27 protein-coding genes are annotated in these 25,639 nt (G+C 62.9%); 3 read left to right on the forward strand and 24 right to left on the reverse strand.

All coding sequences use genetic code 11. From position 1 onward, the window contains the following. On the reverse strand, window positions 1-606 hold a 606-nt coding region (gene rpsB / locus GOEFS_RS07950), incomplete at its 3' end, for a 30S ribosomal protein S2 (protein WP_040524766.1). 229 nt (window positions 607-835) lie between these two features. On the opposite strand from rpsB, the gene GOEFS_RS07955 reads away from it, so the two are divergent. Together GOEFS_RS07955 and GOEFS_RS07960 are read left to right on the forward strand one after the other, a co-directional pair. Next, window positions 836-1,132, forward strand: a complete 297-nt coding sequence (locus tag GOEFS_RS07955) for a DUF503 domain-containing protein (RefSeq protein ID WP_040524767.1) — start codon at window positions 836-838, stop codon at window positions 1,130-1,132. Window positions 1,133-1,347: 215 nt separating this feature from the next. Next, complete coding sequence (locus GOEFS_RS07960; RefSeq protein ID WP_083837265.1) at window positions 1,348-1,869, forward strand: M23 family metallopeptidase; 522 nt, start codon at window positions 1,348-1,350, stop codon at window positions 1,867-1,869. A 46-nt stretch (window positions 1,870-1,915) separates the two neighbouring features. Here the strand turns inward: GOEFS_RS07960 and GOEFS_RS07965 are convergent, their stop codons facing one another. The 3 genes from GOEFS_RS07965 to GOEFS_RS07975 all read right to left on the reverse strand — a co-directional run bounded on the left by GOEFS_RS07965 (window position 1,916) and on the right by GOEFS_RS07975 (window position 4,470). Further along, on the reverse strand, window positions 1,916-2,581 hold the full coding sequence (locus GOEFS_RS07965) for a M15 family metallopeptidase (RefSeq protein WP_007317385.1): 666 nt from the start codon (window positions 2,579-2,581) through the stop codon (window positions 1,916-1,918). A 20-nt stretch (window positions 2,582-2,601) separates the two neighbouring features. Further along, window positions 2,602-3,531 carry a tyrosine recombinase XerC gene (locus GOEFS_RS07970; protein ID WP_007317386.1) on the reverse strand — a complete coding sequence of 310 codons (930 nt, stop codon included), beginning with the start codon at window positions 3,529-3,531 and terminating at the stop codon, window positions 2,602-2,604. A gap of 75 nt (window positions 3,532-3,606) precedes the next feature. Next, complete coding sequence (locus GOEFS_RS07975; protein ID WP_007317387.1) at window positions 3,607-4,470, reverse strand: siderophore-interacting protein; 864 nt, start codon at window positions 4,468-4,470, stop codon at window positions 3,607-3,609. 161 nt (window positions 4,471-4,631) lie between these two features. Here GOEFS_RS07975 and GOEFS_RS22400 point away from each other — a divergent pair, with 161 nt between their 5' ends. Next, entirely contained in the window at window positions 4,632-5,804 is a 1,173-nt protein-coding gene (locus GOEFS_RS22400; RefSeq protein WP_007317388.1) for a DUF418 domain-containing protein, read from the forward strand. Between the two features lie 8 nt (window positions 5,805-5,812). On the opposite strand, the gene GOEFS_RS07985 is transcribed toward GOEFS_RS22400, so the two are convergent. The 20 genes from GOEFS_RS07985 to GOEFS_RS08080 all read right to left on the reverse strand — a co-directional run bounded on the left by GOEFS_RS07985 (window position 5,813) and on the right by GOEFS_RS08080 (window position 25,582). After that, window positions 5,813-6,943: a lipase family protein gene (locus GOEFS_RS07985; protein WP_007317389.1), complete on the reverse strand. Its 1,131-nt coding sequence runs from the start codon at window positions 6,941-6,943 to the stop codon at window positions 5,813-5,815. A gap of 13 nt (window positions 6,944-6,956) precedes the next feature. Then, the gene (dprA, locus tag GOEFS_RS07990; protein ID WP_007317390.1) at window positions 6,957-8,084 is read right to left on the reverse strand and encodes a DNA-processing protein DprA; all 1,128 of its coding nucleotides are present in this window, start codon (window positions 8,082-8,084) and stop codon (window positions 6,957-6,959) included. Continuing rightward, the gene (locus tag GOEFS_RS07995) at window positions 8,081-9,592 is read right to left on the reverse strand and encodes a YifB family Mg chelatase-like AAA ATPase (RefSeq protein WP_007317391.1); all 1,512 of its coding nucleotides are present in this window, start codon (window positions 9,590-9,592) and stop codon (window positions 8,081-8,083) included. Before GOEFS_RS07995 ends, dprA begins: the two co-directional genes overlap by 4 nt. Window positions 9,593-9,600: 8 nt before the next feature. Further along, complete coding sequence (locus GOEFS_RS08000; RefSeq protein WP_040524770.1) at window positions 9,601-9,999, reverse strand: YraN family protein; 399 nt, start codon at window positions 9,997-9,999, stop codon at window positions 9,601-9,603. A gap of 108 nt (window positions 10,000-10,107) precedes the next feature. Further along, window positions 10,108-11,601, reverse strand: coding sequence for a MutS-related protein (locus GOEFS_RS08005; RefSeq protein ID WP_138917937.1), 1,494 nt, complete (start codon window positions 11,599-11,601; stop codon window positions 10,108-10,110). Beyond that, the gene (locus GOEFS_RS08010; RefSeq protein WP_007317394.1) at window positions 11,598-13,217 is read right to left on the reverse strand and encodes a MutS-related protein; all 1,620 of its coding nucleotides are present in this window, start codon (window positions 13,215-13,217) and stop codon (window positions 11,598-11,600) included. The genes GOEFS_RS08005 and GOEFS_RS08010 overlap by 4 nt, the downstream gene beginning before the upstream one ends. A gap of 103 nt (window positions 13,218-13,320) precedes the next feature. Next, window positions 13,321-13,629 carry a DUF2469 domain-containing protein gene (locus GOEFS_RS08015; RefSeq protein WP_007317395.1) on the reverse strand — a complete coding sequence of 103 codons (309 nt, stop codon included), beginning with the start codon at window positions 13,627-13,629 and terminating at the stop codon, window positions 13,321-13,323. Window positions 13,630-13,662: 33 nt separating this feature from the next. Continuing rightward, window positions 13,663-14,346, reverse strand: a complete 684-nt coding sequence (locus GOEFS_RS08020; protein ID WP_007317396.1) for a ribonuclease HII — start codon at window positions 14,344-14,346, stop codon at window positions 13,663-13,665. An 8-nt stretch (window positions 14,347-14,354) separates the two neighbouring features. Further along, complete coding sequence (gene lepB / locus GOEFS_RS08025) at window positions 14,355-15,245, reverse strand: signal peptidase I (RefSeq protein WP_007317397.1); 891 nt, start codon at window positions 15,243-15,245, stop codon at window positions 14,355-14,357. 18 nt (window positions 15,246-15,263) lie between these two features. Further along, window positions 15,264-15,605: a 50S ribosomal protein L19 gene (rplS, locus tag GOEFS_RS08030; RefSeq protein WP_007317398.1), complete on the reverse strand. Its 342-nt coding sequence runs from the start codon at window positions 15,603-15,605 to the stop codon at window positions 15,264-15,266. 196 nt (window positions 15,606-15,801) lie between these two features. Continuing rightward, complete coding sequence (locus GOEFS_RS08035; protein ID WP_007317399.1) at window positions 15,802-17,103, reverse strand: hypothetical protein; 1,302 nt, start codon at window positions 17,101-17,103, stop codon at window positions 15,802-15,804. After that, window positions 17,103-17,420 carry a YbaB/EbfC family nucleoid-associated protein gene (locus GOEFS_RS08040; protein ID WP_040524749.1) on the reverse strand — a complete coding sequence of 106 codons (318 nt, stop codon included), beginning with the start codon at window positions 17,418-17,420 and terminating at the stop codon, window positions 17,103-17,105. Before GOEFS_RS08040 ends, GOEFS_RS08035 begins: the two co-directional genes overlap by 1 nt. 253 nt (window positions 17,421-17,673) lie before the next feature. Then, window positions 17,674-18,351, reverse strand: coding sequence for a tRNA (guanosine(37)-N1)-methyltransferase TrmD (gene trmD / locus GOEFS_RS08045; RefSeq protein ID WP_007317401.1), 678 nt, complete (start codon window positions 18,349-18,351; stop codon window positions 17,674-17,676). Window positions 18,352-18,356: 5 nt separating this feature from the next. Continuing rightward, entirely contained in the window at window positions 18,357-18,878 is a 522-nt protein-coding gene (rimM, locus tag GOEFS_RS08050; RefSeq protein WP_007317402.1) for a ribosome maturation factor RimM, read from the reverse strand. 19 nt (window positions 18,879-18,897) lie between these two features. Further along, window positions 18,898-19,140, reverse strand: coding sequence for an RNA-binding protein (locus tag GOEFS_RS08055; protein ID WP_007317403.1), 243 nt, complete (start codon window positions 19,138-19,140; stop codon window positions 18,898-18,900). Next, window positions 19,137-19,607: a 30S ribosomal protein S16 gene (rpsP, locus tag GOEFS_RS08060; protein WP_007317404.1), complete on the reverse strand. Its 471-nt coding sequence runs from the start codon at window positions 19,605-19,607 to the stop codon at window positions 19,137-19,139. Before rpsP ends, GOEFS_RS08055 begins: the two co-directional genes overlap by 4 nt. 427 nt (window positions 19,608-20,034) lie before the next feature. Continuing rightward, window positions 20,035-21,123: an amidohydrolase family protein gene (locus GOEFS_RS08065; RefSeq protein ID WP_007317405.1), complete on the reverse strand. Its 1,089-nt coding sequence runs from the start codon at window positions 21,121-21,123 to the stop codon at window positions 20,035-20,037. A 30-nt stretch (window positions 21,124-21,153) separates the two neighbouring features. Further along, window positions 21,154-22,731 (reverse strand): signal recognition particle protein, encoded by a 1,578-nt coding sequence (gene ffh, locus GOEFS_RS08070; protein WP_007317406.1) that lies wholly within the window; start codon window positions 22,729-22,731, stop codon window positions 21,154-21,156. A gap of 37 nt (window positions 22,732-22,768) precedes the next feature. Continuing rightward, window positions 22,769-25,207, reverse strand: coding sequence for a [protein-PII] uridylyltransferase (locus GOEFS_RS08075; RefSeq protein ID WP_007317407.1), 2,439 nt, complete (start codon window positions 25,205-25,207; stop codon window positions 22,769-22,771). 36 nt (window positions 25,208-25,243) lie between these two features. Continuing rightward, window positions 25,244-25,582: a P-II family nitrogen regulator gene (locus GOEFS_RS08080; RefSeq protein WP_007317408.1), complete on the reverse strand. Its 339-nt coding sequence runs from the start codon at window positions 25,580-25,582 to the stop codon at window positions 25,244-25,246. Window positions 25,583-25,639 lie beyond the last annotated feature (57 nt).

The raw sequence follows: 25,639 nt of genomic DNA on the forward strand, positions 1-25,639 counted from the left end.
ACCCGGAATCGGGTAGTCGACGAGGTCGGGATCGCAGTTGGTGTCCAGGATAGCGATGACCGGGATGTTCAGCTTGCGTGCCTCACCAACAGCAATGTGCTCCTTGTTGGTGTCGACAACCCAAATTGCGGATGGCACCTTGGCCATATCGCGGATACCACCGAGTGTCCGCTCAAGCTTGTTCTTCTCGCGGGTCAGCATCAAGATTTCCTTCTTGGTGCGTCCCTCGAAGCCACCGGTCTGCTCCATGGTCTCGAGTTCTTTCATGCGCTGCAGGCGCTTGTGAACGGTCGAGAAGTTGGTGAGCATGCCACCGAGCCAGCGCTGGTTGACATACGGCATCCCGACGCGCGTCGCCTCGGCCGCGATCGACTCCTGGGCCTGCTTCTTGGTGCCGACGAAGAGGACGGTGCCACCGTGGGCGACAGTCTCCTTGACGAACTCGTAGGCCTTGTCGATGTAGGTCAGCGTCTGCTGCAAATCGATGATGTAGATGCCGTTGCGGTCGGTGAAGATGAATCGCTTCATCTTCGGGTTCCATCGGCGGGTCTGGTGACCGAAGTGTGCGCCGCTATCCAGCAGCTGTTTCATTGTTACGACAGCCATGTCGAAACACGTCCTTGTTGTTGCAGTTGTCATCGACGACGGGTTGCCGTCGATCCTGGCGCCCGCACCGGTAGAACCCAGATGACTGGGACTGCCCACACGGTGGTCGTAAACTTCCTATCGCAGGCGCGCGAAGTCACCCCGCCGAAGGCGAAGTGCATCGGTTAGCCTACGCCGCCGCGCGAGCTGGGCAAAATCGCCGGTCAGCGCACCGCGTATGCTCGTGCGAATGTGGATCGGCTGGATCGAATTCGACGTCTTGTTGGGGGACGTCCACTCACTCAAAGAAAAGCGTTCGGCTATCCGGCCGATCATCGCGGAAATCAAGCGTAAGTTCAGCGTCTCGGCCGCCGAGGTGGACAACCACGACCTTCATCGTCGGGCAGCGATCGGGGCCAGTGTGGTGGGGCCGGATCGTCGGCATGTCTCCGACGTCCTGGATTCGATCGAGCATCTGGTGGCCCGCCGTCCGGAAATCGAAGTCAATTCAGCGCGACGCCGGGTACTGGCGTCGGACGACTTCTGAGGCCCGGCGGCTGAAGTCTGCGGCGCCAAGGCTCCCCGAGGGATGCCTCCCCTCGCCTGACGTCAGATTGCAGACTCCAGCGTGCTAACTGCCGCCCGAGACCTGCAACGCCAACTCCCCCGAGGGGCATCTCCCCTCGCCCGACGTCAGATCGCAGTTTCCAGCCAGTTGCAAAGTCGCTGGATCCATCCGCCCCTACCGTGCGTCTAATAGAGATGACGCCTCTCTTCCGCTGGTCAAGTTTGTGTCTATGCCTCGCTTTCGTCAGCGCGGTAGCCCCGACCTTGGCCGACGCCGCACCACGCGGCTACGGGTGGCCACTGTCGCCCCGACCACGGGTGGTCACGCCCTACGATCCGCCCGACCAGCGGTGGCAATCCGGGCATCGAGGGGTCGACCTCGCCGCATCAGCGGGCTCATCGGTTCTCGCCGCGGGCAGCGGCACGGTGTCGTTCGCCGGTGATGTCGGCGGTAAACCCGTCGTGTCGATCAGGCACGCCGACGGCTTACTAACCACCTACGAGCCTGTCGACGCAATCGTGTCGAAGGGGCAGACCGTAACCCGAGGGCAGGTAATCGGCACCGTGACCTCCGGACACGCCGGCTGCCCGACGACGACCTGTCTGCACTGGGGCGCTCGGCGCGGATCAGGGTCGAGTGCCGTTTACCTCAACCCGCTGGCGTTAGTCGACGCGGTCCGTGTTCGGCTCAAACCCGTTGGCACAGTGGCCAATTGACCGCTGCGCGCAGCAGCGGTCAATTGACTGCTGCGCGCAGCAGCGGTCAATTGACTGCTGCGCGCAGCAACGGACGGTCTACTCCGGCACCCGGACCGTCGAAGTGCCACCATTCACCGCTATATGGCGCGAGGCCGCCGGCCTGCATCGCCGTTCGCAGTCGAGCGCGGTTCCCAACGGCGCTCGCGCTCACTCCGGCCGTCGCATAGGCGTGTGCACGGGCACTAAAGTCGTCGAATCCGGTACCCATGTCGAGCCGACGTCCATCGCGGGTCGCCAGGGTGACATCCACCGACCTCCCCGACTCGTGACTGCGCGCGTAATTCGTCGGCTTGGCGACCCAATTGGCGTCTGGCACAACCTGATACATGCGCACCTGCGCAGAATGCGGCCGATAGCAATCCCAGAAGACGAGACGATTGCCGGTTACGCGAAGTCTTGATGCCGCAACTCGTAGGCCATTCGCCATCGATCGATGTACCAGGCAGCGCGCATTGGTCGGATACAGCCGCTGTTTGACGAAATTCGCCGACGTCGCATAACGCAGATCCACGATGGCGTCGGGGACGACACTGCGGACATCGAGCAAACCCTCTGATGCGGCGGTCGGTGACACGGGCGCAACAGGTTCGGCATGGGCTGGTGCGGCAACCGCGCCAATCGCGGCAATCGCGGCAAGGACGGTGAACGTTAGGACCAGTCGGCGCAGCATGGCGTCAAGCGTAACTGCCATCACGCTCGCGGATGCGCTTGCTGGTGTACTTTGCGCAGACGTTCCACGCTGACATGCGTATAGAGCTGTGTGGTGGCGAGGGACGAATGCCCCAGCAGCTCTTGCACAACGCGAAGATCGGCGCCGCCTTCGAGCAAATGCGTTGCGGCGCTGTGCCGTAGGCCGTGCGGACCCATGTGTGGACCACCGGCGCGCTCGACGGCGTCAGTCACGACGGTTCGGGCCATCCGCTGGTCGAGTCGTCCGCCCCGCGCCCCCAGCAGCAAGGCCTGCCCCGAGCGATCGTTGGCCAACGCCGACCTCCCGCGAGTTACCCAGTCGTTCAAAGCTTTTCGCGCCGGCTCGCCGAACGGCACAGTTCGCTCCTTGTCTCCCTTGCCGATAACACGCAGGACCATTCGGTCCACGTCGACATCGCGCAGATCGAGCCCGCACAACTCCCCCACCCGAATACCACTGGCGTACAACAGCTCTACGATCACGCGGTCACGTATGGCGATGGGATCACCGACATCGCGCACGCCCTCTTCGACATCCGTTCGTGTCGACGACATCACCGCACTCGCCTGATCCGGCGCGAGGACCGGTGGAAGCGTGCGCCGACCTTTCGGTGCTACGAGACGTTGCGCCGGATCGACATCGAATACGCCTTCGCGGGTAGCCCACGAGCAGAAGGTTCGCGCCGACGACACCTGCCGGCTGATCGACGCACGCGCTGCGCCGCGTCGCGTGCTTTCGGCGAGCCACGCACGCAACAACGCGAGATCGATACCGTTGACGTCGACTCCCCGAGCGCCTGCGAACGAGACGAGCGCGCGCACATCACCGACATACGCGCGGATCGTGTGATCACTATGCGCCTTCTCCCACCGCAGGTAGTCGGTGTAGTCGGCGATCAGGCTGTGCTCGCGGGACGTCGAATCAGGCACCCAACCAGCAAACTCCGACGCCACCGCGCGAGCAAGCGCGACACTCGGTCCGTGATCAGATCGGAACGACGATGATCAGGCCGACGCTTCTTCGGCAGCGCGCAGGTCCGCCTTCCACGTCCGAAAACCTTCTTCGGTCCGACCGCGTCGCCAATATCCGGAAATCGACGCATTTTTCGCCCCGACGCCGCGCTCTTTCCGGATGTAGCCGCGCAGATTGTGCATGACGGCCTGCGCCTCTCCGTGGATAAAGACTTGCGGCTCGCCGTCGAGCCATTCGGCGTCTCGCACCGCTGCGATCAGCGGAGCGTTATCACCGGCGACATCGTCGGCTACCTCGCCCGCACCACCGCCGCGATGCACCCACGTGATCTCAGCGCCCGCGGGCGCGATCAGATCCAGTTCGTCGTCGACGCCGGCGACTTCGATGAATACTTTCGCGATTGCGTTGTCCGGCAACGCTTCCAATGCCGCGGCCACCGCCGGCAACCCCGCTTCATCGGCGGCCAGCAGATGCCACGGCGCGTCGGATCGAGGGCGATATCCACTGCCCGGCCCGAAGAAGTCGACAGATTCACCCGGTTGCACCGACGCCGCCCACGGTCCGGCGATCCCCTCATCGCCATGTACGACGAAATCAATCGCGATCTCTCGGTTGTCGCGGTCGTACTTGCGGACGGTGTAGGTCCGCAGAACTGGCTGCTGTTCCGGCGCGAATTCGTCGCGCAGGGTGCGTGGGGACGCATCCGCGGGCACCTCGACGCCAGGCGGCGCGAAGATCAGTTTGACGTACATGTCGGTATCCCAGGTCGCGCCGTCGTCGCTCAATTCGGCCGGAATGAAGTCGTCGAATCCGCTGCCGCCGAGGAATACCCGAACCATATGCGAGCCGATCTTTTCGCTTCGCAGGACGGTCATCGTGTTCTTACGTCGGGCCATTGCTGGCCTCCTTTCGGAGCAATCACTTCACTAATTACAAGCCCCATCCACGGTACACGGCAGAATTTAGGTGAGCCTAAGTCGAGGACTCCCGTCGCCATCCCATCCGGAGTGAATTATCATCAATTCGCATTTTCCTATCACAATTTTCGGGGGATCGATTGGAATCACACACCGCCAGGACCGGCCGAGACCGCCTGCACGGCATCGACGCCGCACGCGCGATAGCTATCTTCGGCATGTTCGCCGTCCATATCTTCTCGTTCGGCGATGTCCGGTGGAGCGACCCACATACGTATCCCGCACTCATCATCGGCCATTCGGCACCGACGTTCGTGATGATCGCCGGCATATCCATCGCGCTGTTCACCGGTGGCGTCACCCCGGTAACCGGCGACGAGTTGGTTCACGCTCGTCACACATTGCTCGTGCGAGCCTGTCTGATCGCCCTACTCGGCGGAATACTGCAGATGATCGGGTCGCCGGTCCTGATCATTCTGCTCGTCTACGGCTTCCTGTTCGCCGCATCGATCCCGTTGATCTCGGTCTCACCGCGACGACTATTGAGGGCGGCGCTCATCATCGCGGTCGTGATGCCCATAGCGATGCCCCTTCTCCATGCTGTCGTCGGAGCATGGGGCGCGCCGTACTACGTCCTGCCGGAAATCCTGTTCAACGGCGGATACCCGTTGCTCACATGGTCCTGCTATTTCCTCGTCGGGTTAGGCCTTGGCCGACTTGACCTTTCGGCTCGACAGATGGCGAACACACTCATTATTCGAGGCGCGGCAATCGCCTCGGTCGCTTACCTATCCGTCGCGGCGCTCGTGCCGATCCGCAACGCCCTGGACCCAGCGGGGACGGCACCAACGCCGAACGAGTTCCTTGCCCCATTCGAACGTCCGGGTGAGGGATTCCTCTGGACGCCGGCCAACCTCACGGGGCTAATCGCCGGGGATCCGCATTCGTCAACCCCCTTCGACCTATTCGGTTCGACCGGAATCAGCCTGGTCCTGATTGGTCTGTGCCTCAAGGTCTTTCACAGCCCCGGTGTGTTGAGTTGGCCGTTGCGCGCAGTCGGCAGAATGCCACTGACGATCTACATCGCACACGTCATCGCCCTGTCGGTCCTAACGCCCAAGTCGCACGCGGCCCCTGGGCAGGATCCGCAATGGTCTGATTTTTCGATCTGGGTCGCGTTCATGGCGATTTCCCTAGTGGGCGCCGCCTGGTGGCTCAGTTATCACCGCCGCGGTCCAGTCGAAGGCTGGATCGCAAACATCGCCCTCAGGAGCGCGGGGCCGCCGAAACGCGACCTCGTTCAGGATCCGTGACGTAGCGGCTACCGCCGGAAGTATCCGCCGATCGTCGACAGCGTGTCGTTTATCGAGCGCGGCACCACCTGCATATGGTTGGCGCCCGGGTAGGGCACCAGCGACACCTGAGCGCCGCCGACCTTCATCTCGGCTGCCAGCGCTGCGGTGACGGGATAGAACACGGTCTCATCGCTTCTTCCCTGCTCGATGCGAACCGGTGTAGTCCAGCCCGATGTCGGGACCGCCATGTAGTCGCGCAGAGCGGCAGCGACCGTCGGGTTCGCGAGTGACTTGGCGAAGAGCGAACCCAATGGCCGATTCGCGAATAGCGGCGACAAATCGAAAACGCACATCGACTTGACCCGCTGCGCCAACGCTCGCCCGGCCGGCGTCAGATAGTCGAGGATCCGCAAGTCCGGCCGGGCCACATCGAGGCCGTTGATGCCGTAAAGTCCAAGCCCGCCAAAGCCGTTGAGCGCACTGTTGGCCGGAATGTAGGGACCGAAAGCGGTAAACATCAACTCGATATGTGATGCCGGCGCGAGTGCGACCGTTCCACGCAAATTGAGGTCCGGCGCATAGCTTCGAGCCAGCCAGGCACCCCACAATGCCGCATGTCCGCCCTGCGAATGACCAAGGGACACCCAGTCTTTGGAGATCGCCGTGTCGCTGCGACGAGCCGCACGAACCATATCTAATACGGAATGTCCTTCTGATCGCCCGCCAAGATATTCCGCCTTGCTGCCGCCGCCGAGGCCGATGTAGTCCGTTGCGACGACGACGTAACCCGCTTTGAGCGCTGCTCCGATGGTCGGCTCAAGGCGATCTCGTTGCGCCCCCACAGACCGGCTGGGCGCACATTTCTCGGTGATACCGCTGGTGCCGTGTGCCCACGAAACCACCTTCCAGCCACCTGCTGGCGCCTTTCCCCGCGGGTAATAGACCGCTCCGAAGGAGCGGGCCGGGCGACCATTCTGGTCACGCGTCTCGTAGAGAATCCGCTGGCCTCGGGCCGCCTCGGCGGGGAGTTCCACGCGCGAGAGCGCCTCGGTGCTGATCACCGAGCCAGCTGAAGCCGCATTCGCGGGCGGCGCGACAAACAGCGTCGCACACACGGCAACCATCAATGCACCGAAAATTCCCCAGAACCGTCGCATAGGTGCGACGCTACTACGCCAACTTCCACCCGCCTTCGCTCGCCACCACCACGCCCGCAACATCCATCGCGGCCAGCGCAGATCGCACTACTGCCAGATCGATTCCCGCGGAGTAGGCAATCTGATCGACCGTCGTCGCCCCGCGCCGCGGAATAGCGTCGTGCACCTGCCTTTGTATCGGCGTCAGTCCATCCGTTGATCGGCTAGGGCTTTCGTTAGAACCACCCGCACCGTCTGGTCTGACCAACGACATCACCTCCGATGCAGTAGTCACCAACGTCGCCAAGCCGTCGGCAATCATGCTGTGGCAGCCGACTGACATCGCCGACGTCACCGGCCCGGGCACCGCCCCCAGCGGCCGGCCCAACTTACGCGCCCACGCCGCGGTGTTCGCCGCTCCGCTCCGACGTCCCGCTTCAACAACGACAACCGCCGACGACAGCGCCGCCACCAGTCGGTTGCGAGTCAGGAACCGATGCTTGGCGGCCGTTGTGCCAGGCGGATATTCGCTGATAACCACACCCGACGCCGCGATCTGTGCCAGCAGACGTGCGTGTCCGGCCGGATAGTCACGGTCGATGCCGCAGGCCAACACCGCGGCGGTAAGTCCGCCGGACGCCAGGACCGAGCGATGGGCCACGCCGTCAATCCCGTATGCCGCGCCGGACACTATCGGGCTTCCGTCCGCGGCAATTCCCGCCGCCAGGGACGCCGCCACGTACTCGCCATAACTACTCGCCGCACGCGAACCCACCAGCGCGACAGCACAATCCGCGGCGACGGTCAGTGTCGGCGACCCGCGCACCCACAACGCCAACGGCGGTCCGCCACGGTCCGCGGTATCCGCCTGCGCGAGAGCCATCAGAGACCACCCCGGCCACTCGTCGTCAGCCGGAGTAACCAAGCGCGCACCCACGCGGGACGCCGCGTCGAGATCGCTTATCGCCGAATCAATTTCGTATCGTGCCCGCGTGTTTGTCAGCAGACCGCCGTAGCCAGGCGGCACCACACGCCGACGTACCGCCTGCGCGGCGTCGATCGCGCCAATCTCCTCCGTGAGCGTACGCAGCGGGCCACACGGCGGCTCAGCAACTCGCGCCAAATACGCCCACGCCCGTTGCTCTTCGCTGTACGCGCTCATCGATACCCTCCCCGGTCGCGAAACAACAATGCCTGTGCCACATCGTCTTCGGTTGGCTGGTCACCGCCGCGCAAATCGGTGAGGGTCCAGGCGAGTCTTACCGCGCGGTCGGCACCACGGGCGGTCACCCGACCATCGCGCAGAAACAGTTCCACAGGATGTAAGACTTTGGGCGGCAGCCGAAATCGTTGGCGCAGTACCGAACCGGGAACCTCTCCGTTGGTCAGCCAACCAAATTCTGCCCATCGGTGCGCCGCTGCGGCGCGGGCCTCGACGACCCGGGTCCGGACCGCCGCGCTGGACTCGCCGGTCGCGGTCATCAGAGCCATATTCCCCGGCGGCTCCATCCGAAGCCGGATATCGACTCGATCCATCAGTGGCCCCGACATCTTCCCGAGGTAGCGTCGACGACTGATCGCCGAACATATGCAATCGACGTCGTGGGCTGGCGCACAGGCACATGGATTCGCGGCGAGTACCAATTGGAACCGCGACGGATAGTTGGCTTCGCCATCACGCCGCGCCACGCGAACTTCGCCCTCCTCAATCGGTTGGCGCAGGGAATCAAGAACTTTCGCGCCCATCTCGGCGCACTCGTCGAGAAACAACACGCCGCGATGTGCTCGCGATACAGCTCCCGGCGCGGCCATTCCAGTGCCACCGCCGAGCAGCGCGGTGATCGACGTCGAATGATGTGGGGCGATGAACGGCGGCTCGGTGATCAACGGATTCTTCGCCGGCAGAGTGCCGGCAATCGAGTGAATCGCAGTAACCTCCAACGATTCTTCGGTCCCCAGCGAAGGCAAAATGCCCGGCAATCGTCGCGCCAGCATCGTCTTTCCGATACCCGGTGGGCCCGTCATCATCAAGTGATGTGCTCCGGCGGCGGCGATCTCCAACGCGTAGCGTGCCTCCGACTGGCCCACGACATCGGCAAGGTCGGGCACCGGCGTCGGGTCGGGCGGCTCGGCGTCGGCGATAGTGTCCAGCGCCCGATCCCCCGCGAGCCAGGCCAGAACGTCGGAAAGGAAGTCGGCGCCTCCCACCTCGATATCCGAAATCAGAACGGCCTCAGCGACATTCGCGCGGGGCACCACCACCCGCGAGTATCCGGCACGACGCGCTTCAATCACCGACGGCAATACTCCGCGGACTGGCCGAACCCGACCGTCAAGTGCTAGTTCGCCGACAAACGCTGTCGACGCCAGTTTCGCTTCGTCAATCTCACCACCGGCAGCGATGATGGCCAAGGCCATCGCAAGGTCGAATCGTGACCCCGACTTCGGCAGATCAGCGGGAAACAGCATGATGGTGATCTTCTGATCAGGCACCTTATGCCCGGAATTGGTTACCGCCGCCCGGATACGCTCGCGTGACTCACGAATGCCGCCGTCGACATTGCCGCCAACAGTCACTCCCGGCAGTCCCTGTCCAACGTTCGCCTGCACCTCAACGACAGTCGCCGAGAACGCGTTGAGACCTATCGCGTACGACCTTCCGAGTGCCATCTCGCCGCCTATGCGTAGACGCCACGATGGTGTCGGATCTCAACTGGATGGCCATCCGGTGGTGCGGACAGATTCAGTTGCACCGCAACAACATCGAACCTGATCGACCGCCAATGCCGATCCTGGGCGGCCAACCACATGCGGGTCAACTTCCGCATCCGAGCCAACTTCGCCGCGGTGACCGCGTGGGCGGCGTCGCTGAACTTATCGGTAGATCGAGTCTTCACTTCGACGATGATCAAGTCGCAGCCGTCGGCCGCAATGATATCCAGCTCACCGTATCGATTGCGCCAGTTGCGTTCCAGCACAGTCCATCCCAGCTTCTGGCAATGGATAGCCGCAATGTCCTCGCCGCGCTGACCGACCGTTGACCGCCGGTTCGACGCGGGTACTTGGTTTCTCCCCATGACGCACACATTGACACCGCGGGCCGTCAGCCAGAAGAGTCATCGACGCCTCCCGTCAGGCTTCTGTGTACAACCTTCGACCTGTGGAAAATGCCGGGCAGCAATCCCCTACGACGCGGGCAAGTCCACTCCGAACACCGCCCGATACAAGTCCACGCCGTAACTCGTCTCCATCGGTCCAGAACTGACCAAGTGAAATGGCCGTGACTCGTCATCACACCGCTGTGCGCGGATGAAATGACCTTTGCCCGCGTCGTAGAAGCGTCGTGCCAACTCATACATATGTGTGACGTAACAGAGCTGATGCCCCGAATCGATAAGCGCCTCGACAATCTGAGCGGCTAATCCGGTCGCTTCGTGTTCGTTAGTCGACGCGAACGACTCATCGAGCAGGATCAGTGCGCCCGGCGCAAGGCGGTCGATGATCCGACTCATCCGCTCCAACTCCTCGTCGAGGTGCCCCTTGGTCATCGACGGATCTTCGGCATGAGTGAAATGCGTGTGTACTCCGGATCGGACTCCTGCTGCGAATTCCGTTGCGGCAATGGGCAATCCGGCCTGCATCATCATCTGCGCCACCCCAATGCTGCGCAGAAAAGTCGATTTTCCACCCTGATTGGCACCGGTGATCATCAATAGCGCCGCTCCGCCGGTATCGGCGTCATTGCCAACCAACGGCCCGCCGCGACGTAGTGCGAACCCCGCGTCGTACAGTCCACGACAGCGCCATTTCATGGAACCGCGCGGCTCTGGGACCGGCCAGCACATCGCGCCGCCCAACTCCAGCAAGGTGTGCTGTAACCGAACCGCCCCCAGATGAAATCCGAGTTCCCACTGCACGGTGGCGAAGAAACGCTCGAGGTTATCCGCGGCATCGGCCAACGTTGCCGCCACTTCGTGTAGACCTCGGCCTCGCACGTCGCCGAGGAGTTCACTCGCGGTCGGATCGTGTCGATCGACTCGGAATCCGTATCCGCGATCGGTAGAAACCAAGTCGCTGATCGCTTTTCGATGGGGTTGACGCACCAGATAACCTGTCGGTGCGTTACCCCGCCCCAGACCGGCACTGATCAACGCCCCTTGAGTGAACTCCAAATCGTCGAGATGACGTCGGACAGCGGCGAGATAGTCACGGTCGAAGGTGTCCGCAAGATACGCACAGAATGCGCTGAAGGGCGGCGACGTGAATTTCTCCCGATGGTCGCGCATGAGCGCGGTCAGTTGCGCTAACCTACGGGACAGTAATTCGACCGCCGACCGCGAGCGATACATAAAACGCTCAGGCGAGGTACGACCGATCGAGATTCGTACATGCTTGCGCAGGTCCTCCCCGGCCGCGACCGCAATGGCATACGCGCTCTGGACCGTAGCGAGATTCGATGCCGCGTCGGCGACGCCCTGCTGCCGGTAGACGATCGAATCCACACTCGCCGCCGCGTCGAATAGGGACACCGTCGCAACCTTGCACAGATACGGGTCGTCGCCACCCATAGCCGCGATAATCGGAGACAAACCAAGATCGGCCATCACCTCGTGCGCACCGTCGGGAGCTCGGGCGGCGACATCGCAGTCGCGGTCGGGGTACATCAGCCGGACTCTCACGGTCTACAGCGTTCGGTCACGTCTGAATAGGTCAGACGGTACTTCGCCGCAATAGCGGTGGCGTATGCGGTTCCCGGGGCACTGCGTCGCTCTACCCGAAATGTGCGCCGTGCGGGGTCGGCGCGATCAACCGCACTGACCATGCTCACCACGCCGTCGGCGGACTGTTCCAGCGATCCGACGGCGCTCACGTAGACGCAGACGCCACATCGCTCACGGAGTCTGCTCAACACAGCTTGGCCAAGTGCCCGTGCGTCTTTCAGCGACGTCGAGGCAAAGGTGTCGTTCAAAATCACCACCGAGTGTTCATCACCAGATTCGAGAATCTGCTCCATGCGCATCAATTCGTCCGCTAGTCGGCCACGGTCATCGATCGCGTTCTGCGCACGCTCGAAATGAGTGAAGATCCTTCCCACCGGCCGCACCCGAACACGTCGAGCGGACACCGGAACTCCTACGGCCGCGAAGTGATGAATCTGCCCGATCATGCGCGCGAAGGTCGACTTGCCAGCCTGATTCGGCCCGGACACGATGGCCGCCCACTCCGGTGGATCGAGATGAAAGCTGTTACTTACCAACGAATCTGACGACCCCGCGGAGCGGACCTGCGCCAGCAGCAACGCGACGTCGTATGCGTCGGAAATCCATGTCGAGGCCGTGTCTTCGACAATCTCCGGGTAACAGAAGATGGTATCTCGTCGGGTACTCCGCTCAGAAAGCTGCGCCATGAAAGCCCGGTAGCAGGTGTAGAACGACAGCTCGGATTCGGCCACGGCGATACGCCGGTCGACTAGTGAACGCGTCGTCGCGCGGAAGCGCTCGAGTTCGGCGAATTCGTCGGGGAAAAGCTTGCCAACGCCGGCAAGTATCCGCGATTCGACCGCGTTGAGATCAGCCGGTCGGCCTTCGCCGGCCGCGATATCGGGTCGAGCGAAGCGCGCTGAGAACGGGTCCGGCGTCGAGTCGGTAAGGAACCGACCGAGAATCTGTCGCGTCAAGATATTGAAGTCGCGCTCGTCGCGATGGTGCCGGATGGTCACATGATCGCCGGTCACCAGCAGGCAAAATCGTATGCGCTCCAACGCTTCTCGCATCCGCGCGGCGTCTTCCTTCATCTGTGCGTGGTTGCCCTGACCGACGTGCACACTGAGTCTTGCCGTCAACTCACTCAGCGGGGCCGACTGGGGTTGTGCCGCAATAAGTCCCGCGACAAATCGTTGCACCACGTCGAGATAGCTTTCGGCTGCGGCCAGATGCCAGCCAATCGCCTCAAACCTGTTGTGTACCTTATCCGCAAGTGCCATGAGCCGCCGGGTTTCACCCATCTCGCTGATGAAACGTTCGATCACCCACACTAATCGCTGGTTGGCGTCGAGGTCACGAAAAATACTGTGCCGCAACGCTATTGACGCGGGGCTGACCGGGGTGCAGAAATATGACCGGAGTGCGGTATCGGCGGCGATCGCGGAGATGACCGGTTCCAGGTTGAGATCGTCGAAATACGGCTGAGTCTGTACGAGGGGCTCAGCGATCCCCGCGTATAGGAGGCTGGGAAATGGCCCATCGGTCACGCGACCAGCGAGATCTGGCCCCGCGACCGCAGCTACGTCGACCATAATCACCCGCTCCAGTCCCGGTGGCTACCGGGAGTTCGACCTCAGTGAAATCCCAACGCTACGCCTGGACAACGCAGCGCGCAGGTCGATGTACTGGCCGCAATCAGTTGTCCGGTAACCTCAGTTCTGGCTTTTCCAGCTCTTCGACGTTGACGTCCTTGAATGTGACTACCCGAACTTGCTTCACGAACCGTGCCGGCCGGTACATATCCCAGACCCAGGCATCGCTCATCCGGAGCTCGAAATAGACCTCACCGTCGGCGTTGCGCGGTATCAACTCGACCGAATTCGCCAGGTAGAAGCGCCGTTCGGTCTCCACAACGTAGGTAAACTGTCCGACGATGTCCTTGTACTCACGATAAAGCGAGAGTTCCATCTCGGTTTCGTACTTTTCGAGGTCCTCAGCGCTCATTCTCACATCTCCCGTCGCATAGCTCGCCCTACCCTACTTCGGAGTCGCGGCGGCTCGCGCAGCGACATTCCGGTACGACATCCGGTGCTCCGCGCAGGGCCCGAGACGATCAAGACTGTCCATGTGCAGGCCCGTGCTGTACCCCTTATGCACCGCGAAGGAGTATCCGGGAAAGTCGTCATCCATGGCCTTCATGATTCGATCGCGAGTCACCTTGGCGATGATACTGGCGCCGGCGATGCAGGCGGCCGCGCCGTCGCCGCCGATGACAGCCAACGACGGTGCGGTGAGACCCGGAACGGTGAACCCGTCGGACAAGACGTATCCCGGGGTAACGTCAAGCCCGCTGATCGCTCGTCGCATCCCCTCGATATTCGCGACATGGATACCAATACGGTCAATCTCAGCCGCCGGGATAACCACGGCGCTGTAGGCAAGCGCGTACTTCGTCACCGAGCGATACAGCGCCTCACGCGTCTTCTCGGACAGCTTCTTGGAGTCATCAAGATCAGCCAACGACGCCAACTGCGTCGGCTTGAGAACACACGCCGCGACGACCAACGGGCCGGCACAGGCCCCGCGGCCCGCTTCGTCGACACCGGCCACCGGCCCTAATCCGTTGCGGTGCAAGGCGAATTCGAAGGTACGCAGGCTCGCCGCACGGCGTACCGGAGATCTCGGCGGCCACCGGTCGGCGCGACTGACGGTTCGCGACATTCCGCTGCTCATTGCTGCGGATTGATCGAGCCGACACCGCCCATCCGCGAGAACGGGAAGATGATGGTGCGCACCTTGCCGCGGATATCCGATACGGGCACCGAACCGCCGGTCAGGAAGTCTTGATCAGGTGTCGCCGGATCGTCGGTCATATGAAAGCGCGAGTCCGACGAATTGCTGCGATTGTCACCCATGACCCACACCGCGCCGTCGGGAATCTTGTACGGCCCGAAGTCGGGGCCGAGGCAGCTACCCAAACCGGGGTTCTGCAAATTCATATCGATATACGGCTCGCGCAGAGCCTTGCCGTCGACTTTCACTCCGACGCCCTCGGCATTACGGCAGGAGACCGTCTGGCCGCCAACGGCGATGACTCGCTTGACGTAGTCGTTCTCGTCCGGTGGCGCAAACCCGAACCAGGACAAGACATCTTGGAACTTGTGGACGACAGCGTTCGACGATCGGGTGGACAGGTACGGCTCATTCCACGAGTCAGGGACCTTGAACACCACAACATCGCCCGGCTGCGGATCACCGAACCGGTAGGCCAGTTTGTCGGTGATGATGCGATCGTTGGAGCACCCAGTGCAACCGTGCAGGGTGGACTCCATCGACTCGGACGGAATCACATACTGCCGACCTACGAACGTGGTCAGCACAAACATGACGACGAGCACCGCACTGACGATGACTACCGTTTCCCGAAGGAACGTGCTCCCCTTGCTCCGGCCCTTGCCCTTGCCGTCAGCGGCGTCGTCTTTTGTGTGCCACGGTTTCGCGGTCGAGTCTGAGGAGTCTTCGGCGCGAGCATCCTCGCTGTCAGCAACACCCCGGGCGAGCGGATCGCTTGCCTCGGGGTGTGTGCCGTCGGATGAATGCTTGCCGTGTGAATTAGCCACGACGCCAGCGTAGTCGGGTCAGCGCTTCTCTTTGATCTTGGCTGCCTTGCCGCGCAGGTCGCGGACGTAGTACAGCTTCGCGCGACGCACGTCACCGCGGGTGAGCACCTCAATCTTGGCAATGTTGGGGCTGTGCACCGGGAAGGTACGCTCAACGCCGACGCCGAAGGAAACCTTGCGGACGGTGAACGTCTCGCGGATACCGCCGCCTTGGCGACGAATCACGACGCCCTTGAACACCTGGACACGCTCCTTGGAGCCCTCGATCACCTTGACATGTACGTCGAGGGTATCGCCAGCGGCGAAGGCCGGAATGTCGTCGCGGAGCGACTGCTTGTCGAGAAAGTCGAGAGTGTTCATTGCGGTATTGGTCCTGTTCTGGCGTTTGCGTGAGTAGAGGAACCTGGCGTTCCCGCTCTGCGATGCAGTGGGCGTCGACCGGTTCGTGCTCCGATTCAGTGCGCAACCCAGGCGGCACACCATAGAGTGTGCGGCTCCGAGCAACCCGTCTATTGTGCCAGAAACCCCGGCCGAGGCGAAATCGGCCGCGGGATGCCTATTCCGCGACTTTCACCTGGTGAGCAGTCAGTGTTTCTCGCACCGATTCCGGTGGCGGAGTAGTCCAGGCGATGGCTACCAGTCGCGCCCCCGATTGTGCACCTAGACCGAGTAAGGCGAGTTCGGGAGCGCCCCCACGCCCGACGAACCATTCACTACCGGAGACGGTAATGCCGGGACGCAGATAGTCGTGGTCGTCGCTGGTCGCGGTTGCGATCAGCTCCCCGCCCGCCTCGGTCACCAGAAGACCGACAGCCATCCGCACGGCGATTTCAGCGGGCAGCCGCTGGGCCAGTTCGCCGGCGCGACGTCGGATCTCAGTTGTATTCACCGGTGCAGATTCGCGCCGCGCGCGACGGCGTGAGACGTCGAGCGCCCGCGCGCCGTCGGTGGCACCAAGCCCGCCGAGCAGACCAGAGGGAGCCGCGGCGCTCGCGCCAGGGTTACTCAGTTGATCGATATGCCGTCGTCCCACGTCGTCGACTTTCGCGCGATAATCCTCACCCGCAGCCGCTAGGGCCAAGCGCCCGGCTGCTGCTGGCTCCACCAATGCCGGTTCCGCCCCGAGCGCGGCAAACACTCGACCGCGAGCGTGATCGGTATCCACTCGCGCCGCGATGGTTCGCATCTCGTCCCGCGTCATCGACGCCGCATCGGCATGGGCATCTGACGCATCTGCGACGATGCCCAGCGATCGCACCGCGTCGCCGATGACGTGGCAACCGGCAAGTGTGCCGCCGCGCTCGACCATCGCGTCAGTAGCTCGTCCCCGCGAGAACACCATCGATGGCGCAATCCGATCCGCCGCAGCCGCGAGGTGCTGTGCGTCGAGACGTAGTGCTGTGGCGAACAGTCGCAGCCCCGCGACGTCAACTGTCGGCCACACGCCCGGACATAATGTGTCGACAATCGTCGGCGGCAGGTCATCTTCGGCGACCGTTGGCGAATCCATCGGCGCACCAAGGGTTTTCCACGAATGTGACGGCCCAGGGTGCGCCGCTATCGGCGGGTGATACTCGCCGTCGGCCGCAGCGATTCGCCGGCCCGAGGTCGCGACGTTCCGGGTGTATTCGCCCAGCTTCCCGACGCATGATCGCAACGTGGCGACCAGAGTATCGATTAGCGTCGCCATGCCCGCCCGCCCGGCAACGAGACCGTCGATGATGGACGTCCCGTCGCGGCCGATAGCCGCGACACCGTCGGCGAGCACGGAAACGTCATCGCGAAGCGCGGCGGCCCGATCGGCCACCGATTGCCATTCGGTCGCATCGTGAACAACCATCGGATTCGCCGACATCATCACCCCTCCTGAGCACCTGAATAGTCGCTCAAGGATTGGACGGTGGCGGCGATCGTTTGGTTCCGTATCGTGGCAATTTTCTTGTCTGCGAGCCCGACCAGACTCACGATCTCGGCCGCGAGCTGGTCAGCGCGATAGCGGCGAAGTGCCGCAGGCTCGATGCGCAGCTCGGTCAGCAACCCACGGGCGTTGATATGTACCGACACCAGTTGGTCGCGGCTAGTCGCGTCGGCGGTCAGACACTGCACTGCCTGAGCAATTCGATCTAGTTCAGCCCGCTGACGCGACAATTCCGCGCGCAATCGTTGTCCATCCAACGTCGCTCCCCCTTGACCTCTTCGGGAAACAGTGCCACGCCTTGCGGACTCACGCCCAAGATATGCGCAAAAAGTCTGCGTTACAACAGATTTCGCTGACGATCGGTTGCGGATACCGACGATAGAGCGCTCTTGAATTCCAGTGATCTCGTACGCGTGGCGGCAAGTTGGCAACGTCGGCTCGCCGCGTCTCGATACACCGCGCCTCGCAAGCTCGACGCGGCACTCGACGATCCGGCGTAAAATCTCTGCGCTACAACAGATCTGGCCGGCGTTCGGTGGTACGCGCCACCGACTGCTCGCGGCGCCATTGCGCCACCTTCGCGTGATCACCGCTGAGCAGGACGGGCGGCACCGACAGGCCGCGCCAGGTTTCCGGACGCGTATAGGACGGACCTTCGAGGAGACCGTCGGAGAACGAGTCCTCCTGATGTGATGCCGGATTGCCCAGCACTCCGGGAATCAGTCGGACCGTAGCTTCAACCATCGCGAGTACCGCGACCTCGCCGCCGATCAACACGAAGTCACCGATGGAAACTTCTTCGACGCGTACCCGCCGCGCGGCATCGTCGACGACGCGCTGGTCGATGCCCTCGTACCGCCCGCATGCGAAAACGAGATGCGATTCATTACTCCACCGCTGCGCTGTAGCTTGGGTAAAGGGAACGCCCGCCGGCGTGGGAACGACTAGCAACGCATCGTCGGGGCATACGTCGTCCAGGCACGGTCCCCACACGTCGGGTTTCATCACCATCCCCGGGCCGCCGCCATAGGGCGAATCGTCGACGCTACGGTGCACATCGGAGGTCCACTCACGCAGATCATGAACCGAAACGTCTACCAGTCCGCGATCAATTGCCTTGCCCAACAACGCAACTCGCAACGGTTCCAGATACTCCGGAAAGATAGAGACGACGTCAATCGTGAACATCTACGTCACCATTGCTCGGGATTGAGCAGACCGTCGGGAGGATCGATGACGATCCGTGCGGTCGAAACTTCGGGAACTATCTCGGCGACGAAGGGAATCAGAATCTCCCTGCCATCGGTGGCGCGCACCGAAAGCAAATCCGATGCGCCCAGATGCAAAACCGATTCCACGGCGCCAACGTTGGCGCCGTCGACAGTCACGACGTCAACGCCTTCGAGTTCGTGATCGTAGAACTCGTCTGGATCATCACCCGACGACACATCCGTGGTGTCGATCAGGAACAGCACGCCGCGCATAGCGTCGGCAGAATCTCGGTCGGCGATTTCGTTCAACGACAGCAGCAGCCGCCCGGAATGATTCCGGGCGGCTGTCACCGTATACGTCTGCTCGCCGCCACCACGCGGTGCGCGACCGCGAAGCTTTGTCCCCGGCGCGAATCGGGTGTCCGGATCATCGGTCCGGACGTCAACGACCATCTCGCCACGTATGCCGTGGGATTTCACCACACGTCCGACGACGAGATCCACCTGGCAGGCCTCTAAAAGCTCAGCGATCAGTGTCGACGATGTCGACACGGACGCCACGACCGCCGATGCCGCCCACCAGGGTGCGCAGCGCGGTAGCGGTGCGGCCATTGCGGCCGATCACCTTGCCGAGATCATCGGGGTGCACATGTACCTCGACCATTCGGCCGCGACGTCCGGTGATCATCTCAACGCGGACGTCGTCGGGGTTGGAAACGATGCCGCGAACGAGGTGTTCGACGGCATCAGCGACGACAGCACTCACGCGTCGCCCTTGTCACCCTCGGCGGCCTCTGCGGCAGGCTCGTCGGCCTTGGCTTCGTCGGCGGCCTCGTCCTTCTTGGCGGCCTTCTTCTTCTTTTCGGTGGTCGCAGCGGCGACCGGCTCGTTGTCGGCGGCGGCCAGCGCAGCGTTGAACAGGTCGAGCTTGCTTGCCTTGGGCTCCTTGACCTTCAGCGTGCCCTCGGCGCCGGGCAGGCCCTTGAACTTCTGCCAGTCACCGGTCACCTTGAGGATCGCGGCGACAGGCTCGGTCGGTTGTGCACCGACACCCAGCCAGTACTGCGCGCGCTCGGAATCGACCTCGATGAGGCTCGGCTCTTCCTTCGGGTGGTACTTGCCGATGGTCTCGATGGCGCGACCGTTGCGACGGGTACGCGAGTCGGCGACGACGATGCGGTACTGCGGATTACGGATCTTGCCCAGACGAGTGAGCTTAATTTTTACAGCCATATTTCCTCTTTGGTCACGGCGCAATTCAGCGACGCCGCCAGCTGGCGGGCCCGGTTTTGCGTTACTTGTGGTGTGACCGTCGGGCGGCACGTAACCGCAACCGACGAACCAGCAGGTAATTGTGCCAGACCGAGCGTCAGAAACCTAAATGCGATGGGTTGATGTGTGGTTACCCCACCCCACGCGGGGTAACCACACTAACGTTGACGCCGACTTCAACTGCGGTCATGGAATCGACGGCCCGGGCGCACCTCGTGGTTCCCCCCAAAGACTCCGCACCCGGCCCCGCAACGCTGAGGAGTGATATTACCACCGTGTTGTGGTGCCGCCAATAGGAATATTCACGCGCGAAGATTCTGTCAATACAGCCGACTACCAGGTAACACTTCCCCTTCCCAAGACGGCCAGTTCGTGTTCCGGCATCCGTTCAGGCCAGGACCTCGCCCGAACTTACGACTGCGGTCGGCCGACGCAGAGCCGACGGATCGACAATCGGATTAGCATCGAGTACTAAGAAATCCGCGCGATCTCCATCGTCGAGCAATCCAGCACCCAGCCAACGCCGTGGCGCGACGCTCGCCTGCCACAATGCCTCGCGCATCCCGAACCCCAGCGCCGTCATCGCCTCGACCTCATCGACGATCCGGCCGTGCCCGACAAAACCGCCGGCGTCGGTGCCCGCGTACATCTGTACCCCGGCCTCACGCGCCGCACCGAAGATGTCGCGCGCACCCGTGTATAGCGCGCGCATATTTGCCTGATAGGTCGGAAACCGGTCGGCACCGTCGGCGATAGACGGGAAGTTCTCCACCTGAATCATGGTGGGCACCAATGCAATCGACTCTTCCACCAATCGATCGATGTGGTCGGGACGCAGACCGGTGCCATGTTCGATGCAGTCGACGCCGGCGTCGATCAGATCGTCGAGCGCCGCGGTCCCGAACACATGCGCGGTGATCCTGGCGCCAGCGTCGTGGGCGGCGGCTACCGCTGCGGATAACTGCGACGACGTCCACAACGGTGCCAAATCGCCGACGTCGCGGTCGATCCAGTCCCCGACGATCTTGACCCAACCATCACCGGCTGCCGCTTGACGGGCGACCTCGGCGGCCAACTCATTGGGATCATCCAAGTCGACGCCATAGTCGCGCAGATACCGTTTGGGGCGTGCGATATGTTTTCCAGATCGAATAAACCTGGGGCACAACGGATCCGAGTCGAGGGGATGAGTATCCAGTGGCGAGCCGACCTCGCGGATCAGTAGCGTGCCCGCCTTGGCGTCGAGGTAGGCCGATGCCCGGGCCTGCTCGATAGTGACCCCGAGCCCCGGCGCGATACCGACATGATTGTGGGCATCGACCAGTCCGGGAATTAACCAGGCATCGTCTGCGACGGTAACTGCGTCGGCGACTGATTCGCGAGAGATGACACCCTCGTGAACCCACAACTCGAGCGGTTCATCGGTGAACGGATCACGCCCGCGGTAGTGGCGCACGCTAGTGTCGGTGACGGTCATCGATCTCAACCTCCGGCCAAAAGTGTTGCGCTACTTCTTCTTCGGCGCGAACTTCGACACGTCGAGGTCGTTGAGGTCAATCCCCTGCAGGCCGGGTGGCAATTCGTCGAGGCCGGCGGGCATATTCGACAGATCCGGGAAACCCGCGGGCATGCCCGGCATTCCCGGGAAACCACCGCGCGCCTTTGGCGGCGTTGGGCCGCGATTCTTTCCGCGCCCCTTCTTACCTTTGCCCTTGTTTTTCCGGTTTGACTTGCGATTGACGCCGCCCATGCCCATCCGCCCGGACATCTGCGCCATCATCTTGCGGGCCTCGAAGAACCGATCGACAAGCTGGTTGACATCGGTGACCGTGACACCCGAACCGTTGGCGATACGCATCCGGCGCGAGGCGTTGATTATCTTCGGGTTGGCCCGCTCAGCGGGAGTCATACCCCGAATAATCGCCTGGACTCGATCGAGTTGGCTGTCATCGACAGCAGCCAGGGCATCCTTCATCTGACCGGCACCGGGCAGCATGCCGAGGATATTGCCGATCGGACCCATCTTCCGGATCATCAGCATTTGTTCGAGGAAGTCTTCCAAAGTGAGGTCGCCGCCGACGATCTTCTGCGCGGCTTCCTCGGCTTGCTGTGCGTCCCAATGGGTTTCAGCCTGCTCGATGAGCGAAAGCACGTCACCCATACCGAGGATCCGGCTGGCCATCCGGTCGGGGTGGAAGACGTCGAAGTCATCGAGCTTCTCGCCCGACGACGCGAACATGATGGGCTGTCCGGTGACTTCGCGCACCGAGAGAGCCGCACCGCCGCGCGCATCACCGTCGAGTTTGGTCAGCACCACGCCGGTGAATCCCACGCCGCTTTGGAATGCCTCGGCAGTGGTCACCGCGTCCTGACCGATCATCGCGTCGACGACGAACAGCACTTCATCCGGCTCAGTCGCGGCACGAATGTCAGACGCCTGACGCATCAACTCGTCGTCGAGGCCAAGTCGCCCGGCGGTGTCGATCACGACCACGTCGCGCTGATCAGCCCGAGCCTGCTCGACGCCCGCGCGTGCGACGGCGACTGGATCGCCGGAACTGACCCCCAGCGCTCCCTCGCCGCCGACGCTGGTCCCCGGATGCGGAGCGAACACCGGAACGCCAGCGCGCTCGCCGACGATCTGTAGCTGCGAAACCGCTCCCGGACGCTGGAGATCACACGCGACCAGGAGCGGCGTGTGGCCCTGCTTGATCAACCAATTGCCAAGTTTTCCGGCCAGAGTCGTCTTACCGGCACCTTGCAGACCGGCCAGCATGATGACCGTCGGCGGTGTTTTAGCCAACGAAATACGTCGGGTCTCGCCGCCGAGAATGCCGACGAGTTCTTCGTTGACGATCTTGACGACCTGCTGGGCGGGATTGAGCGCGCCGGAAACTTCCGCCCCTTTCGCGCGCTCCTTGATCTTGGCGATGAAGGTGCGTACAACCGGCAGCGCGACATCAGCTTCGAGGAGTGCCAGCCGGATCTCCCGGCAGGTCCGGTCGATGTCGGCGTCGGAGAGGCGCCCCTTGCCCCGCAGATCAGAAAGTACGCCGGTCAAGCGGTCGGACAGCGAATCAAACATTCCCCTAGGCTACGTGAGCGCTTGGTCCGCGGTGCCGTCAGTGTCGCTCTGTGGTCTCCTGATCGGGAGCCGATGGAACCGACAGTGGCGTGGTAGCCGCGATCACGTCCTTCTCGATCCGCTCTTTGGCGGCATCGGCTCCGCCGGTCAGTCGTAACCCGAAGGTGTCCACCACCGTGCCGCCCAAGGTGATTGCCTTGGCCCACACCACTTCCCCACCTCGCCGCTCGATAATCGCGGTCACCTTGCACAACAATCCGACCGCATCGGCGGCGCGCAATTCCATCACGACGACGTCGGAGTGCGGCTCCGACCAGGTCACCCGTGACGGTGCGACGCCGAATAGCGCCGGTAGGCCCTCAGTTTTGTCGACACCAGCCCGACTTGCTTCTTCGGCCGCCGCTCGCTCGGCGAGCCGGGCCGCGACGTCGGTTTTACCCTGCACAGCCGAAATCAATTGCTGGCGCAGCACGACGTCCTGGGGCGGCTCGCCGAACCGCGGCACCACCCGGAAGGTATTTATCGCGCTGCCGGCATGCCCAGCGATTGTCGCGGCCAGCACCCGCAACCCACTCAGTGCCAGCACGCCTGCCATCCTCGACAGCAAGCCCAACCCATCCGGCGCAACCATCGTCACTAGGTAGGTATGCGGACCATCGGGAGCCTGCACGAGGGTGACCGCGAAACCTCCGGTTTCGGCAAGGTGCCGCTGTTCCGCCGTCAGTTCCGCTGGCTCCATCGACGTCTCGCCTTCGATCAGCGCACCGGTCCGTCGGACTAGTTCGGCGATGAGCGATGCCTTCCAGTCGCCCCATACGCCGGGGCCGGTGGCGCGCGAATCCGCCTCGGCGAGTACCGACAGAAGTTCGAGGAGTTGGCGATCGTGTCCGAGCTTGTAGGCAACCTCGGCCGCGGTTGCCGGATCGGCGAGGTCGCGACGTGTCGCGATCTGCGGGAGTAGCAGGTGATGCCGGACTATCGCGGCTAACGTTTCCGTGTCCTGCGGCCACAACCCCATCCGCTGGCCGATGGCGACTGCGAGCTCAGCACCAACGACACTATGGTCTGCTTCGCGGCCCTTGCCGAGATCGTGGATGAGCGCACCGAGCAACAGCAAATCCGGTCGCGATACCCGTGTGGTCATGGTCGCCGCGTACGCGACGGTCTCCACCAGATGGCGATCGACAGTCCACGTGTGGATGGCATCGCGCGGCGGGAGATCACGTACCGCGCCCCATTCGGGCAATAGGCGTCCCCACAGCCCGGTGCGATCGAGCGCTTCGATCGGCCCCAGAATCCGATGGCCGGTGGACAAGAGTCCCAATAGGTCTTCTCGTGCTTCGGCCGACCATGGTGCGCGTAACTCCGGAGCGAAGTCAGCGAGCCGCCCCAAGGTCGATGCGCGGATCGGCAGACCGGTGCGCGCCGACGCCGAGGCGACGCGCAGCACCAAGCCGGGGTCGCGACTAGGAATAGCGTTGCGCGCCAATACGATTTCGCCGTGATGTTCGACGACACCCTCATCGAGGGGACGCCTGATCGGCGTCCGCCGCAGCGCTGCGAGGCTACGTCGGGGCACCGCATTCGACGCCGTGCGGATGCCGACTTCGAGGGAATAGGTGATGGTTCGCGACGCGTCACTGATGACCCGCGATAGGTCGAATCGATCGCCAACACGTAGCGCGGCACCGATCTCGTCGGCATCCTGTGCCCGTACCTGCTCGCGGGCGCGCCCGGCTATCCGGTGTAACTCGGTACGAATGTCGAGGAGGCGCGCATACGCCAATTGCGGTGCGGCGCCCGGAGAATCGGCCCGCAGCGAGCCCATGCCGTCGGTTAGCTGACCAAGCGCGAGTGCCGAGAGAAGCTGCACATCCCGGAGTCCACCGCGACCGTTTTTCAGATCAGGTTCGGTGCGGTGCGCGATGTCACCCGCGCGTTGCCAACGCCCCTGAGCGTGGGCGATCACTTCGGGCAGTCGGCGTCTGATCTCGGTCCGCCACTGTTGACGGGTGCCACCGATGAGCAACGACGACAGATCTTCGTCGCCGACGATGTGCCGCGCTTCGGTCATGCCGAGTGCGGCACTGACGTCTTCACGAGCCACGGCCAACGCCTGCGGCACGGTGCGAACACTGTGGTCGAGACCAATGTTGGCGTCCCACAACGGATACCAGAGCCCGTCGGCCACCTCGGCGACCCGATCGGGATTCATGTCGTCGTGCAGGAGGATCAGATCGAGATCCGAATACGGCACGACTTCCCGGCGACCGAGGCCACCGACGGCGACGATCGCGAATCCACTGCGTTCAGTTATTCCGAGTTCGGTTGCCTTGGCGGCCAACCAGAACTCGTAGAGATCGCCGAGCGCCCGCCGCACTCCGGGAGCATCGAGCTTGCCACTCGCGTTGCGCTCCAACAGATTACGGCGGGCGATCGTCAGATCCTTCGCCGAGCCGATTGGGGATGTAGTCACCGAAGTTGCCCTCTCGGCTCGAAGAATGTTGTTGTCTTACAGCGCCTCTGCTCCACGCTCGCCGGTACGCACGCGCACCACCGAGTCAACCGGAGAGACCCAGACCTTGCCGTCGCCAATCTTGCCGGTGCGCGCGGCTTCGACGATGACGTCGACTACCCGGTCCACAGCGGCGTCATCGACGACGACCTCGACTCGCACCTTCGGCACGAAGTCCACCGAGTATTCCGCGCCGCGGTATACCTCGGTGTGGCCTTTCTGCCTTCCATAGCCTTGGACTTCGCTGACCGTCATGCCGACAATGCCGGCCTGCTCCAATCCAGCTTTGACGTCCTCCAGGGTGAACGGTTTGACGATTGCGGTGATGAGCTTCATGAGTTAGTTAGTCCTCTCCACACGATTCAGCGTAGTCAGTAGCCGGATAGGTGATGC

The organism is Gordonia effusa NBRC 100432 (genome assembly GCF_000241305.1).
Classification (GTDB): domain Bacteria; phylum Actinomycetota; class Actinomycetes; order Mycobacteriales; family Mycobacteriaceae; genus Gordonia; species Gordonia effusa.

Coding starts and splice junctions, on each gene's coding strand:
- GOEFS_RS07955 (WP_040524767.1), top strand. CDS start 836: ATGTGGATCGGCTGGATCGAATTCGACGTCTTGTTGGGGGACGTCCAC.
- GOEFS_RS07960 (WP_083837265.1), top strand. CDS start 1,348: ATGACGCCTCTCTTCCGCTGGTCAAGTTTGTGTCTATGCCTCGCTTTC.
- GOEFS_RS07965 (WP_007317385.1), bottom strand. CDS start 2,581: ATGCTGCGCCGACTGGTCCTAACGTTCACCGTCCTTGCCGCGATTGCC.
- GOEFS_RS07975 (WP_007317387.1), bottom strand. CDS start 4,470: ATGGCCCGACGTAAGAACACGATGACCGTCCTGCGAAGCGAAAAGATC.
- GOEFS_RS07985 (WP_007317389.1), bottom strand. CDS start 6,943: ATGCGACGGTTCTGGGGAATTTTCGGTGCATTGATGGTTGCCGTGTGT.
- dprA (WP_007317390.1), bottom strand. CDS start 8,084: ATGAGCGCGTACAGCGAAGAGCAACGGGCGTGGGCGTATTTGGCGCGA.
- GOEFS_RS07995 (WP_007317391.1), bottom strand. CDS start 9,592: ATGGCACTCGGAAGGTCGTACGCGATAGGTCTCAACGCGTTCTCGGCG.
- GOEFS_RS08000 (WP_040524770.1), bottom strand. CDS start 9,999: ATGGGGAGAAACCAAGTACCCGCGTCGAACCGGCGGTCAACGGTCGGT.
- GOEFS_RS08010 (WP_007317394.1), bottom strand. CDS start 13,217: ATGGTCGACGTAGCTGCGGTCGCGGGGCCAGATCTCGCTGGTCGCGTG.
- GOEFS_RS08015 (WP_007317395.1), bottom strand. CDS start 13,629: ATGAGCGCTGAGGACCTCGAAAAGTACGAAACCGAGATGGAACTCTCG.
- GOEFS_RS08020 (WP_007317396.1), bottom strand. CDS start 14,346: ATGTCGCGAACCGTCAGTCGCGCCGACCGGTGGCCGCCGAGATCTCCG.
- rplS (WP_007317398.1), bottom strand. CDS start 15,605: ATGAACACTCTCGACTTTCTCGACAAGCAGTCGCTCCGCGACGACATT.
- GOEFS_RS08035 (WP_007317399.1), bottom strand. CDS start 17,103: ATGATGTCGGCGAATCCGATGGTTGTTCACGATGCGACCGAATGGCAA.
- trmD (WP_007317401.1), bottom strand. CDS start 18,351: ATGTTCACGATTGACGTCGTCTCTATCTTTCCGGAGTATCTGGAACCG.
- rpsP (WP_007317404.1), bottom strand. CDS start 19,607: ATGGCTGTAAAAATTAAGCTCACTCGTCTGGGCAAGATCCGTAATCCG.
- GOEFS_RS08065 (WP_007317405.1), bottom strand. CDS start 21,123: ATGACCGTCACCGACACTAGCGTGCGCCACTACCGCGGGCGTGATCCG.
- ffh (WP_007317406.1), bottom strand. CDS start 22,731: ATGTTTGATTCGCTGTCCGACCGCTTGACCGGCGTACTTTCTGATCTG.
- GOEFS_RS08080 (WP_007317408.1), bottom strand. CDS start 25,582: ATGAAGCTCATCACCGCAATCGTCAAACCGTTCACCCTGGAGGACGTC.